This window comes from Micromonospora sp. NPDC047557 (assembly GCF_043205095.1).
In the GTDB taxonomy this organism is placed as follows: Bacteria; Actinomycetota; Actinomycetes; order Mycobacteriales; family Micromonosporaceae; genus Micromonospora.
Map to the genome: position 1 here is coordinate 111,736 of NZ_JBIDDK010000009.1, position 12,984 is coordinate 124,719.

12 protein-coding genes are annotated in these 12,984 nt (G+C 74.3%); 3 read left to right on the top strand and 9 right to left on the bottom strand.

What is annotated here, in order from left to right; translation table 11 throughout:
- The first annotated feature begins 197 nt into the window (after positions 1-197).
- Positions 198-983 carry a S1 family peptidase gene (locus ACGGAQ_RS21355; protein ID WP_393051788.1) on the top strand — a complete coding sequence of 262 codons (786 nt, stop codon included), beginning with the start codon at positions 198-200 and terminating at the stop codon, positions 981-983.
- Between the two features lie 190 nt (positions 984-1,173).
- On the top strand, positions 1,174-2,025 hold the full coding sequence (pdxY, locus tag ACGGAQ_RS21360; RefSeq protein ID WP_393051790.1) for a pyridoxal kinase PdxY: 852 nt from the start codon (positions 1,174-1,176) through the stop codon (positions 2,023-2,025).
- A gap of 73 nt (positions 2,026-2,098) precedes the next feature.
- On the opposite strand, the gene ACGGAQ_RS21365 is transcribed toward pdxY, so the two are convergent.
- Positions 2,099-3,025, bottom strand: coding sequence for an acetamidase/formamidase family protein (locus ACGGAQ_RS21365; protein ID WP_393051792.1), 927 nt, complete (start codon positions 3,023-3,025; stop codon positions 2,099-2,101).
- A gap of 126 nt (positions 3,026-3,151) precedes the next feature.
- Entirely contained in the window at positions 3,152-4,225 is a 1,074-nt protein-coding gene (locus ACGGAQ_RS21370; protein WP_393051794.1) for a hypothetical protein, read from the bottom strand.
- 380 nt (positions 4,226-4,605) lie between these two features.
- Here ACGGAQ_RS21370 and ACGGAQ_RS21375 point away from each other — a divergent pair, with 380 nt between their 5' ends.
- Positions 4,606-5,346 (top strand): cellulose binding domain-containing protein, encoded by a 741-nt coding sequence (locus tag ACGGAQ_RS21375; RefSeq protein ID WP_393051796.1) that lies wholly within the window; start codon positions 4,606-4,608, stop codon positions 5,344-5,346.
- Between the two features lie 28 nt (positions 5,347-5,374).
- Here ACGGAQ_RS21375 and ACGGAQ_RS21380 read toward each other — a convergent pair whose 3' ends face one another.
- The 7 genes from ACGGAQ_RS21380 to ACGGAQ_RS21410 form a co-directional block, all read right to left on the bottom strand.
- On the bottom strand, positions 5,375-6,172 hold the full coding sequence (locus ACGGAQ_RS21380) for an SAM-dependent methyltransferase (RefSeq protein WP_393051798.1): 798 nt from the start codon (positions 6,170-6,172) through the stop codon (positions 5,375-5,377).
- A 114-nt stretch (positions 6,173-6,286) separates the two neighbouring features.
- Positions 6,287-6,667 (bottom strand): YccF domain-containing protein, encoded by a 381-nt coding sequence (locus ACGGAQ_RS21385; RefSeq protein WP_393051800.1) that lies wholly within the window; start codon positions 6,665-6,667, stop codon positions 6,287-6,289.
- Between the two features lie 44 nt (positions 6,668-6,711).
- On the bottom strand, positions 6,712-7,413 hold the full coding sequence (locus ACGGAQ_RS21390) for a cellulose binding domain-containing protein (protein WP_393051802.1): 702 nt from the start codon (positions 7,411-7,413) through the stop codon (positions 6,712-6,714).
- Positions 7,414-7,515: 102 nt separating this feature from the next.
- Positions 7,516-7,896, bottom strand: coding sequence for a DUF742 domain-containing protein (locus tag ACGGAQ_RS21395; protein WP_393051804.1), 381 nt, complete (start codon positions 7,894-7,896; stop codon positions 7,516-7,518).
- Positions 7,874-8,323, bottom strand: a complete 450-nt coding sequence (locus ACGGAQ_RS21400) for a roadblock/LC7 domain-containing protein (protein WP_393051806.1) — start codon at positions 8,321-8,323, stop codon at positions 7,874-7,876. The genes ACGGAQ_RS21395 and ACGGAQ_RS21400 overlap by 23 nt, the downstream gene beginning before the upstream one ends.
- A complete protein-coding gene (locus tag ACGGAQ_RS21405) occupies positions 8,320-10,362 on the bottom strand; it encodes a nitrate- and nitrite sensing domain-containing protein (RefSeq protein WP_393051807.1) in 2,043 nt (680 codons plus the stop codon). The genes ACGGAQ_RS21400 and ACGGAQ_RS21405 overlap by 4 nt, the downstream gene beginning before the upstream one ends.
- A 43-nt stretch (positions 10,363-10,405) precedes the next feature.
- Entirely contained in the window at positions 10,406-12,982 is a 2,577-nt protein-coding gene (locus ACGGAQ_RS21410) for a LuxR C-terminal-related transcriptional regulator (RefSeq protein WP_393051809.1), read from the bottom strand.
- Between the last annotated feature and the right edge of the window lie 2 nt (positions 12,983-12,984).

Consider the following 12,984-nt stretch of genomic DNA (forward strand, 5'->3'; position numbering starts at 1 on the left):
CTGCAACTGACCGCCGCGGTGGTCAGTCTCGCGGCGGTCGTCACCGCTCGCGGGCGTCGCCGCCGGCGGGGCGGGATCCATAACCCTGGGGTACGACCCAGAGAGGATGACCCGCAACATCCATGCTAATCAATACGATGACCGCTATCTCGATCAGGTGCGCTCACAAGGCGTGCCGTTCCGAAGCGGAGGATTGCATGGTTCGCTGGCGTACCCTCACTGGCCTGGTGGCCGCCGCGCTGGCTGCGGCCAGCCTCACCCTCGCGGCGCCCGCTGCCGCGGCCGACAGCCCCGTCACGCCCAACGTCGTCGGCGGCACTCGCGCCGCGCAGGGTGAGTTTCCGTTCATGGTGCGGCTCTCGATGGGGTGCGGCGGGGCCCTCTACAGCTCCCGGCTGGTGCTCACCGCGGCGCACTGCGTGGGCTCGACCGGCACCAACACCAGCATCACCGCGACGCTCGGGACGGTCGACCTCCAGTCGTCCAGCCGGATCACCGTCCGGTCCAACTACGTCTACCGCGCTCCCGGCTACAACGGCGCGGGGAAGGACTGGGCGCTGATCCGCCTGGCCACCCCCGTGACCGGGCTGGACACGTTGAAGATCGCCACCAGCACCGCGTACGACAGCGGCACCTTCACCATCGCCGGCTGGGGCGCCGCGCGCGAGGGTGGCAGCCAGCAGCGGTACCTGCTCAAGGCCACCGTGCCGTTCGTCAGTGACTCCACCTGCAACTCCAACTACGGCGGCGACCTCATCCCCGCCGAGGAGATCTGCGCCGGCTACGCCAGCGGCGGTACGGACACCTGCCAGGGTGACTCGGGTGGCCCGATGTTCCGCCGCGACGCCACCAACGCGTGGATCCAGGTCGGCATCGTCAGCTGGGGCAACGGTTGTGCCCGACCCAACTACCCGGGCGTCTACACCCAGGTGAGCTACTTCGCCTCGTCGATCGCCTCGGCCGCGGCGAGCCTCGGCGGCTGACGACCCGCTGACGGACGACCTCGGGCGGCTCGGACGACCACGGTCCGGGCCGCCCGACGGTGTGCCGGCGCAGGCTCGCGGGTCGGCGCCGACGCGGTCTGTCCGGTGCGTGCCGGGTGGCGGAGTGGGCCAGCCGACAGATTCGGCGGGCCGCGCGCTGCGCGTCGTCGGAGGCGGCCATGATGGGTCGGTGCAGATCCTGTCCATCCAGTCGTCGGTCGCCTACGGCCACGTCGGCAACTCGGCCGCCGTCTTTCCCCTCCAGCGACTCGGGCACGAGGTCTGGCCCGTCCTGACGGTCCACTTCTCCAACCACACCGGGTACGGCGCGTGGCGCGGGCCGCTGCTGGCGGCCGCCGACGTGGCCGAGGTGATCGCGGGCATCGCCGACCGGGGGGTTCTCGGTGGCGCCGACGCGGTGCTGTCGGGCTACCAGGGCGATCCGGCGATGGGCGCCGTGATCCTGGACGCGGTGGCCCAGGTCAAGGCCGCCAACCCGGCCGCGGTGTACTGCTGCGACCCGGTGATGGGCGACCTCGGTCGGGGCATGTTCGTCCGGCCCGGCATTCCGGAGTACCTGCGCGACACCGTGGTGCCGCGCGCCGACATCATCACGCCGAACCACTTCGAGTTGGACTTCCTGGCCGGGCGCACGACGTCCTCGCTGGCGGAGGTGCTGGAGGCCGTCGACGTCGTCCGTGCCACCGGGCCGCGGCACGTCCTGGTCACCAGCGTGCTGCACGGCGACCTCCCGGCGGGCGCGCTGGAGGTGGTGGCGGTCTCCGACGAGGGCGCCTGGGCGGTGACCACGCCGCTGCTGCCGATCAATCCGAACGGCGGCGGTGACGTCACCGCGGCGCTGTACCTGGCGCACCTGTTGACGTCCGGCTCACCCGCGATGGCGTTGGAGCGCACCATCAGCTCCGTCTTCGCCGTCCTGGAGGCGACCCTCGCGGCAGGCACCCGGGAGATCCAGCTGATCGCGGCACAGGACGCGATCGCCGAGCCGCCGGTGAGGTTCACCGCCCGCCGGCTGCGCTGACAGCCGTCCGCCGCTGCGAGCCGGCGCGGGCGGTTCGCCACGTCGTCGCCGCGCGGGTGGTCCCGCCGTGGGCTCAGCGCAGCGCGTCGTCGCGCAGCACCGCGTGCGCGCCGACGGTCTGGTTGACGATCTGGGTCACCCGCACGTCGACGACGACGCTGGCCAGCGCCACCGCGTCCGGTCGGCTGAGGCCGTGCAGCCGTTGCAGCAGGGTCAGCATCCCATCGAGGGCCATGAACGTCGCGTCGTCGAGGGACGCTCCCACACCCAGCGTCAGCCAGGCGTCGGCGGTGCGGGCCACCGGGCCGGTGACCGGGAAGTCGTCCCGGACGTCGAAGGTCAGTGTCACCTCGTCCATCGGGCACTCGATCGCCGTACCGCCGACCTCACCGTCGCCCTGCGCCGCGTGCCCGTCCCCCACCGAGAACAGCGCCCCGTCGACCGGGATCGGCAGCAGCAGGGTGCTGCCGGCGGTCAGGTCCTTGCAGTCCAGGTTGCCGCCCCAGGGTCGAGGCGGAATGGTGGAGTGCTTTCCCGGCTCGGCGGGCGGCATGCCGAGCACTCCCATGAACGGGCGCAGCGCCACCGTGTGGCCGTGCTGGTTGCGGCCGGTCAACTCGACCGGATCCAGCTCCCAGGCATGCACCACGCCGTCGGCCGCGACGCCGTAGCGCTTGTTGAACCCGCTCGCCCACCCGCCGGCCACCGTCGTTCCCCAGGTGGCTGGGACGATCGCGTCGATGCGTACCGCGAGGGTCTGGCCGGCCCGCGCACCGCGGACCGCGACCGGCCCGGTCAGCGCATGCCCGTGATCGGGCCGGTGCTGCGGGGCCCGGGGCCGGTCCCGGTTCGCCCCGCCGGGGTACGGGCCGGCCGACCACCAGCAGTCCAGGGTGCGGTAGGTGACGGTGTCGCCGGGGTCGATGGTGAGGGCCGGCGCAAGGTCGGGGGAGAAGTGACCGTGCAGGGTCTCGTCGCCGGGTGCGAGGGTGTGTCGCATCTGCGCAGGCTACGTGCCGACGCCGCGCGGCGCGACCGCCGCGGGCGGCCGAACGCGCCCGGCGGCGGCTCGTGAACCGGTGCGCGGCCGGCCCGACCGGGGCCGGCCGCGCACCTGGGCCGTCGGTCAGTCGACGGTCGGCGCTGCCGTCCTGGCCGCCTCGGCCAGCGCCGCGGCGGCACCGGCGTACGGGTTGTAGCTGTAGCTGCGCGCCAGCCCGGCCGGGACCGTGAAGTACTCGGCGGACAGCTTCGCCGGGTCGCTGGCCAGCTCGCCGCGAGCGGGTACGTCGTTGCCGTCGTCCCAGCCCCAGGGGGCGTTCGCGGAGTTCGCCGAGCAGCTCCAGGTGCCGGCGCCGCAGTCGCCGGAGGTGTCGCCGGCGAACGTGCCCAGGCTGGCGAACAGGTTCGCGTTGGCCCGCTGCGCCCACAGCCCTCCGGCGGCGAAGATGTCGACGAGCTGGTACCGCACGTCGCGGTCGTTGCCGCTCTCCGGCGTCTCGGCGACCGTGGACGGGTAGTAGACCAGGCCGTCGCCGTTGATGGCGTACTGCGGATATGCCTTCAGGCCGTGCCCCTGCGCCTCCTGCGCGGTCACCGGGTGCGTGAAGGAGTCGTGCGGTGAGGTCTGGAACTGCAGGGTGCCGTCGACGCTCTCGCGGCCGCTGGTCCAGGTGCTGCCGGCGGGCGTGTACGAGTAGAAGTCGCTGTGCGCGACCGTGACCGCGCCGCGCAGGACGCCGTACGGGGAGCCGTCGCGCTCGACCGCGAAGAGAACCCCCTCGCCGTCGTTCTCGTGTTCGGTCTCGAAGAACGGGTGATCGGTCCAGTCCCGAGGGTGGAAGAACAGGTACGTGATGTACCAGTGCGTGCTCGTCTCCACGACCGAGTAGTACGCATGCGCCGCGAGCGAGGTGCCCGACTGGCCGGCGCGGTCCCAGTTGTTGCGCCCATTGAGATCGCCGTCGAAGTCCACAGCGGTGAGATAGTCGGACTGGCCGCCCAGGGCGTGGGCCCCGGTGGCGTCGACGTCCTGGTAGTGCACGGGCGCCCAGCGCAGGGCCAACTCGGCCCGGCTGACGGCGGCGGTGGCGGGTGCCGGCGCCACGAGCGGGGCGACGGTCAGCGCCGCCGCGGCGGCCGTCGCGGTCAGTGCCCTCGCCACCCGGGTTCGCCGGTTCGTGCTGCTTCTGTCGCGCATGGTGTGCTCCCGCGTCGAATTGACAGGCCACGATGGATGATCGTCGGCTCAGGGGTCCGGCACGTGTCCCTGCGGCGAGGAGCAGGCAGCCGCTTCTCGACGGGCTCGCGTCCGACGACCCGGTGCCGACGCCGCTCACCGGTTGGGCAGATTGTATTGATGTCCGTCGAATGCGATGCTGTGGGTCGGTCGCGCTCGGGAGCCAGCGCGCCCGTTCTTCTTTCGGATGCGGGGACGCGCGAGGTGACCACACCACCCGCGCCGGGCAGTCCTCGTCAGCGGCCGCATGCCGATCGCCGTCGGGCGGCCGCCGCACGTCCGGCCCCTACGGTCGGTCGCCCATCCGCGACCGCGACGGCGACGGTCTCCCGGAGGTACCGATGCTCCGCATCGTCCTGGCAGTCACGACCATGGCGCTGGCCGGCTGGGCCGGCACGACCGGCTCCGCCGAGACGGCGCCAGCGCCGGCGGTCACGCCCACACCCACCCTGTCGCCGTCACCGACCCCGACCTGCCCGCCGGCCCTACCGATCAGCGCCTCGGTGGCCGCGGTGACCACCACGAGCGTGACGTTGTCGTACTCGATCCTGTTCCGCCCGCCCTGCGGTTACGACCCGCCGATGACGGTCAGCCTCTTCGCCAGCCGGGAGGACGCCCAGCAGTGGCGGGCTCCGGTGGCCCAGGCCGTCAGCGGACCCGAGCGCAACGGGACCGTCACCATCGGCCAGCTGACACCCGACACCGAGTACTGGTACCGGTTCACCGACGCCGAGGGCCGGCGGGACCCGTACCTTATCGGCCCGGCCCGGACCGCCCCGCTGGCGGCGTGCCGGGCGACGGCCACCATCGACTCCCGCTGGGGCACCGGCTTCGTCGCCACCGTGACGGTGCGCAGCACCGGGACGCAGGCGCTGGACCGGTGGAGCGTCTCCTGGCGGTGGGCCGGCGACGAGCGCATCCAGACGGTCTGGGGCGGGGTCGTCGAGACGATCGGCGCCGACGTCACGGTCCGCAACGCCTCCTACAACGGGACCCTCCCGCCGGGCGGCACGACGACCTTCGGCCTGCTCGTGACCACCAGCGCGGTCCCCGACGGGTTGACGCTGGCCTGCAGCCGCTGACCGGTGACCCGGCCGTGGCCCGCGCCCGTCAGGGTTTGCGGGCCACGGCGCCGTAGGCGTCGATCCCCTCGGCGTCGGCGTCGTCCGGGCGCCACAGCGGAATCGGCACGAGGCCGGGCTCCACCATCGTCAGCCCGGAGAAGCAACTGGCGAGATCCGCCGGGCTGCGCAGGATGTACGGCACACCACCGTTCTCGGCCAACCGCTGCGCGCCGGAGACCACCGCAGGGCTGGTGTTGGTGCCGTCCCAGAGCACCAGGTGGCTGCCGGACGCGGTCGCGGCCATCGTCCGCGCGACGATCGAGCGCACCACGTCCAGGTCCGGCTCGTATCCCAGCACACCCATGAACATGACCGCGATCGGCTGGTCGAAGTCCAGCGTCCGCGCCGCCTCGGCGACGATCCTCTCCGGGTCGTGGTAGTCGGCCGGGACGTACGTGGTGACGCCCTGCGCGGTGGTGCTGGCCAGCAACGCGCGGGCGTGCACGAGGACCATCGGGTCGTTGTCGACGTAGACGATCCGCGCGTCGGGCGCGACGCCCTGGGCGACCGCGTGGGTGTTCTGCATGGTGGGCAGGCCCGTGCCGATGTCCAGGAACTGCCGGATGCCCGCCTCGGCGGCCAGATGCCGAACGGCCCGCACCAGGAACCCGCGGGACTGCTGCGCCATCACGACGATCTCCGGGTAGACCTCGGCGACCGCGTCACCGGCCGCCCGATCGGACTGGAAGTTGTCCTTGCCGCCCATCCAGTAGTTCCAGATCCGCGCCGCGTGCGGCACGTCGGGCTGAAGCGTCGCGGTGAGTTCGGCGTCCGGGCCGGCCATGCCAGGCTCCAATCGGGGGGTTCGACGGCGGAGGTAGCACCCCGGATTGTCCACGATCGACGGTGCCGGCCCGGACCGGGTCGCCCGCGGCGGCGCGGGCGACCCGGTGACGGGTCACGGCGCGTCCACGACCTCCCGGCCCAGCGGCCAGAACGCGGCCGGGACGAGCTTGAAGTTGGCGATCCCGAACGGGATTCCGATGATCGTGACGCAGAGCGCGATGCCCGCGAGGATGTGGGACAGGGCGAGCCACCAGCCCGCCAGCACCACCCACAGCACGTTCGCCAGCCCGGAGCCGACGCCCGCGCCCGGCTTGGGCACCAGAGTGCGACCGAAGGGCCACAACGAATAGACAGCGAGGCGCAACGAGGCGACGCCGAACGGGATGGTGACGACCAGGACGAAACAGACCAGCGCGGCGAAGCCGTAGCCGATCGCCAGCACGAGGCCACCACCGAAGACGAGCCACAGGACGTTCAGGACGAAGCGAATCACCCCTTCAGCATGAGCGACGCGCGCCACCGGAGGGCCGGCCGCCGTCAGTCCGGTAGCCCGCCGCAGGCGACCCCGTCGATCGTGCACGCCGTGGGCGTCGCGCCGACCGCCGCGCCGTTGACCCGGAACGTCACACGGACCGAGGCGCTGCCCGGCACCTGCCCGACGCTCCCGTCCGGCACGAACGTCCACACCGCGCCGTCCTGCGTGGCCCGCGCGCCCTGGACCGCGCTGACGCGCAGCGACTCCCGGGGCAGCGTGATGGCCAGCGTCCACTGCGTCACCGGAGCCGGCCCCGGATTGCTGATGGTCACGGCGGCGCCGTAGCTGAGCAGGGCCTGGTCCTCGATGGCGAAGTCGGCGCCGAGAGCGGCCGGGGTCGGCGACGCCGACGAGGGGGTCACGGCCGGCGCGCTGGTCGGCGGCTCGATGGGCGGCGGGGCCGCGTTGACCGACGGCGGCGCGGACGTGGGCGGGCTGCTGGCTGCCGGCTTCGCCTGCCCCCGGGGTGTACCGGCACCGGGGGTGCCCAACTGGTCCACCGACGGGGGCGGATCGAGGGTCACCGGCGCCAACTGCTCCGGTGTGCGCACCACACCGATGATGGAGATCACCGTCGCCACCACCACACCGAGCGCCGCGAGCACGGCGATCCAGGTGGCCCGTGACACATCGCCCCGGCCGGTGACCACCCGCCGTACGGCTGCGGCGGCGGCCACGATCCGGTCCAGCAGAATGATCGCCACAGTACGCCGTGGCTGCGGCGGTGTTGCCGGCACTGCCTCTCCCCTTCACTTCATCCCCGGACGCCAACCCGCGACCGGTGGGTCGCGGTGGCACCCGGCCCGTCACAGGGCGCGCAACCCGACAAGTATCGACTCGAGCAGCTCCTGCGACGGCAGCTCCGACAGCGTCGGTGGTTCGTGCGTCTCGATCAGACCCGCCCCGAGCAGGTCACCGAGGAGAACCCGGACGGTGCCCAGGGGCAGATCCAGCTCGGCGCTGACCTCGGCCACCGACACTGGATGGTGACACAGCTCGACGATCCGCGCCTGTTCGGGGAAGAGTGCCGTGGGCGGTGTGGCCGGCCGCCGCGCGACGACCAGCGAGATGAGGTCGAAGCGGCCCCGCTCGGGTGCGGTGCGCCCACCGGTCATCGTGTACGGACGGGCCACCGGGCCGGCGTCGTCGTCGTACCACGCCTCGTCAGTGGAGCCGGCGCTGTGCACCAGAGTCCCCGCTTCTCGCCGCGGAGGCGGGGCCGAGGGTGATCGGCAGGTGCCGTTCGGCCTGCCCCACGAAGAGCGCGACCTCGTACGCCATGTCACCCACCTCGGTCTCGTCGCCGGCGATCCGGACGGTGAGGATCGTCCCGTTCGGAATGGTGGCGACGAACAGGAACGCCCGCGACATCTGCACGACGATCTGGCGCAGCCCGCCCGCGTCGCAGGTCCGGGTGGCGGCCAGCCCCAACGCCAGCAGACCGGCGACCACGCCGGAGATCTGTTCGGCCAGCTTGGGCTCCACCCGTCGGGAACCGCCGAGCGGGAGCCCGTCCGGCGAGAGCACGACGGCGAACTCCGCCCCGCGTACCCGGTCGACCAGACGGTCCAGCGCGCCGGTCAGGCTGTCCGCGGTGACCACTGCATGCGTCATCGATGTCTCCTCGTTGCTCTCGTGACCGGCAGCTCGACGGTGTCGGGGCCGGTGCTGCCGGGTTCGGGCCCGATCGGCCCGGATTCGGGCCCGGCGGCCCGGGACTGGCGGACCCGCATCGGCAGCTCACCGGCGCCGCCGGCACCGCCGGCACCGCCCGCCCGGCCCGCGTCGGGCGCGTCGGGCCCGCCGTGACCCGGCCGGCGCCCGGGCCCGGGGACCGCCACGGCAGGTGCGCCGGTCACCGTGACCAGTTCCGCCGGCAGGTGCACGATCGCGGCCGTCCCGCCGCGCCGACTGGGCCGCAACGTGACCCGGGCACCGCAGCGGGCGGCCAGCAGGGCGACGGTGTGCAACCCCGTGGCGTCGGCGGGCGGGTGGGTCGGCGGGTTCGTGAGCAGGTGGTTGACCTCGCTCAGCGCGGTCGCGTCGAGGCCGGGACCGTCGTCGACCACCACGACCGCGCAGCCGTGCGGCCGGTGCTCACCAGCGACCCGGACGGTGGTGTCCGGGGCCGAGTAGGCCAGGGCGTTCTCGATCAGCTCGGCCAGCAGGTGTACGACGTCCGTGACGGCCGGCCCGGCGAGCGACCACGGCCAGTGCGGCGCGACCAGGACGCGGTGGTATTCCGGCACCTCGGCGACCGCGCCGCGCGTGACGTCGAGCAGGGGGACCGGGCGCCGCCAGCGGCGGGCCGGGGTCGCGCCGGCGAGGGTGATCACCTTCTCCACGTTGCGGCGGATCCGGGTGGTGAGGTGGTCGAGCTGGAACAGCTCGTCGGCCTCCTCGGCGCTGTGCTCCCGCCGCTGCATCGCGTCCAGCAGGTCGAGCTGATCGCGGAGCAGGGCCTGGTTGCGACGGGTGACCCGCAGGAACAGCTCCCCGGCGTGACGGTCCTCGGCCGGCCGGCTGCCGGCCTGACCGCTGCCGGTCTGACCGGCGGGCGGCTGGTCGTCGGCGGGTGGCTGGTCGTCGGCGGGTGGGGCCGGGACCAGCTCGGGCCGGCTCGGGCCGGTGCTCGAGGGGGACCGCTCGTCGGTCAGGCGGCGCACGGCGGCGGCCCAGCCGAGCAGCACCGCCAGCACGGCGATCAGCCCGAGCCCCACCACCGCGCCGGTCCGCCCGACGATCACCGCGGCGCCCGGCGTGGCCCGTTCGACGCTCCCGCGGGCGGTGGTCGTCACCAGCTCGTGCAGAGCGCCGAGCGCGGCGTCCGCCGCCGCCCGCCAGTCCGCCGCGCTGATCCCGCGCAGCGCGTCGACCCGGTCCGTCCGCAGCAGCGCGTCCTCCACGACGAGCAGGCCCGCGAACTCCGGGCCCGCCGCGAGACGCTGGTGTGCGCCCCGGTCGCCGGCCGGCCGGCCGGCCGCCGCCTCGGCGCGGGCGTACCGCTGGGTGGTCACCAGCTCGACCAGCCGGCGCCGCTCCTCGGCGCTGATTTGACCGGTCAGGACGGCGGCGCTGACCAGGGTGTCTTCCCGGGCGAGCAGCTCGCGGGCGCGGGCCAGCGCGATCACCGCGCGGGTCTCGACCGCCAACCTGCTCTCGTACGCGCCCCACTCCGGTCCGTACACGTCGAAGGCGGCGTCGACGAGCTGGTCGTACCCGACGATCGCCCCGGTGCGGTCGAGGTACCCGGCGTCTACCTGGGACCGGACGGCGCCCAGCCCGTTCAACCGCCGCACGAGCGCCTCGGCCCGGTCGCGTACCGCCCCGGCGCTGAGCAGGCGCAGATCGCGGCCGGTCGGAAACGCCCGGACGTCAGCGGCTGCCCGGTCGGTCACCTGCCGGGCGCCGGCCAGCGCGGTCCGCGCCGGCGCCGACCCCTCCAGCGACTCGGCAGTCACCCGGCGCTCGGTCTGCAGGCCGAGGATCAGCCGGTCGATGGGCTGGCCCAGGGTGTCGGCCAGGGTCCGCACCCGCAGCAGGTCGACCGCGTCCTGACCGGTCAGGTAGGCCGCGTACGACCAGAGCGTGAGCAGCACCGCCGCCGCGGCGACGAGCCGGATCCGCAGTCGCCGTTCGGGGGTGCGCGTCACGTCGCGCTCCGCCCGGTCCGCGGTGACCCGTGGCGCGTCCGGCTCATCGCGCCGACCGCTGCGGCCAGGGCTGCCCGGCGGCGTCGCTGGCCCGGTCGGCGACGACGGTCCGCAGCAGCGCCAGCAGCTCCGCACGGTTGGCACAGTTCAGCCGGTTGCGCATGCGGGCCACGTGGTGCTCCACGGTCTTCGCCGAGATGAACAGCCGATCACCGATCTCCCGGTAGGTCAGTCCGGCCAGCACCAACTCGGCCACCTCGTACTCCCGGTCGCTGAGCCCTTGCTGGGTGGGGGCGGCGATGGCGCCCGCCGCCGGGGTGGCGCTCTCGCCGGCGGCCGGTCGCGGCCCACCGGTGGCGGCGGCCGGCCGGCCCTGCAGCACCCGGGCGCACTCCAGCAGGGTGGTCATCGCCCGCCGGTCGGAGGTGCGGATCGCGGCCTGCCCGGCGAGGCGCGCGCCGTCCCAGCACAGTCCGGTGTCGTGCAGGCCACGGGCGGCGGCCTCCACCCGCACCGGGTCGACCACGCCCCGCAGCACCTCGACCCAGCTCTCGGCGGCCGCGGCGACCACTGCGGCGTAGCGGCTGTGGTCCGCGGCGGCCAGCAGGGCGGTGACGTGGTCGTCGGCGGCCGCCGGCTCGCCGCTCAGGATGGCCGCGTGCAACCCGCTCCAGTGCAGCGGGACGCTCCACAGTGTCGGGGCGCCGAGCCGGTCGAGCAGCGCCCGGCCCTCCCGTAGGTACGGCGCCAACCGGGCCGCGTCGCCCAGCCGTGCGCCCGCGATGGCCAGTTCGCCCAGCGGCAGCAGCGTGAACAGGTCGACGGGATGGCGAACCACCGCCTCCAGGGCCTGGCCCCACCCCCGCTTGAGCGCACCGAGGTCGCTGGTGCGCCGGCCGATGCCCATCTGCAGCGCGGCGGCGAAGAGCAGGTCCCGGGACTCCAACGGCCGCTCGTCGGCGGTCACCGTGGCGAGGCGTTCGGCCGCCGCGAGCGTCTGGCCCCGGACCATCAGGATCCAGGCCTGCAAAAGCCGGTGCCGGCGGGCCATCAGCGGACCGCCGACTCCGGCCGCCTGCGCCCGGTGCAGCACCTGCTCGGCGATGTCCAGCTCGCCGGAGTGCACGGCGGTCAGGGCGGCCAACGCGGCGGGACTGTCCGGCAGGAGCGCCGCCCGGCCGTCCGGCTCCAGCAGCGCGGCGGCCTGGACGAGGGCGGAGAGCGCCGCGCTCGGCGTGCCGGTGACGCTCTCGCGGACGCCCTGGGCCATCAGCCGGGCGGCGCTGGCGTGCAGTGTGGGCGGCTCGCCGGCCGACCCGTCCACCGGCGGCCCGGCGGCGCTCAGATCGCCGGTGGCGAGCCCGCCGACGGTGGCGTACGCCAGCGACGAGGCGCTGCCCGACCACCGGTACAGCTCGACGCTGCGGCCGGTGTGGCCGCGGTGCGCCAGAGCGGTCGCGGCCACCACGGCCGCCTCGGCGCGGTCCGTCGGATCGGTCGCGGCCAGCAGCCGGTCCGCCAGGCGCAGCGCGTCGTCGAGGTTGCCGGCGAGCGCGGCGGCGAGAGCCTGCCGGGCGCTCGTCGGGTGCCCGGCCGCGGTGGCGGCGGCGAACAGGTCGGCGGCGAAGGCCGGCTCGTCGGCCAGCGCCTCCTGCGCCGCCGCGGCCAGCGTCGGGGCCGGGCAGTCGCCGAGCACGCCCACCGCGAGCAGCGAGCGCACCAGCGGCAGCACCGGGCCGCCCCGGGCGAGCTGCAACTCGGTGAGGCGACGCCAGACCGCGCTGCGCTCGGTGGCCGGGCTGAGCGTGGTGACGGCCCGCCGGACGATCGGCGTGAGCCGGCCGTCGGCGCCGATCAGCCCGGCCGCCCGGGTCGTGGCGATCAGCTCGTCGACCGCCTCCGGCTCCTGGTCGAGCAGCGGGCCGAGCATGGTCACCGGCAGCGGTACGCCGGCCGCGACCGCGAGCAGCAGCCGTCGTACGGCGGTGGGCTGGATCTCCAGCTCCGGCGCGAATTCGAGGATGACGGACCGGGGTGGTTCGGCCGGGGCGCCGGTCAGGCCCGGGACTGCGCGCAGGCCACGGGTCAGCCGCTCGACGTCGCGGGGGACGCCACCGGTCTGCGTGTGCACGAAGTCGACCAGATCGCCACGGTGGGCCAGCTCGGGCGCGGCGGCGGCGAGGTGGGCCGCGGTCTGCTCCCGAGCGTACGGGCCGAGCAGCACGGCTTGCCCTTCGCGGCGCAGCGCGTCGGTCAGCTCGGAGAGAGCCGCCGACCGGGGCCAGGGCCGGTGGGCGACGACCAGTCGGTGCCGCCGGGTGGCGACCAGGCCCAGCAGCACGCTGATCCGCTCGTCGTCGAGCAGGTGCGCGTCGTCGACCAGCAGCAGCTCGGCCGGGTCGACGGGGTCGCCCGGCGCCGGGACGCCCGTCCGCACGGTGACCCCGGCCCGTTGCTGGCTGCGCGTCAGCTCGGCGAGCAGCGCGGTCTTGCCGTGACCGGCGGGGCCGGCAAGCCCGACCAGGAGCGGGCCGGTCGGATCGTCGGCGACCCGGTCCAACAGGGCCCGGGGTGCTCTGCCGAGCACCAGTCGGGACTCGACGACGTCATTCATGATCATTG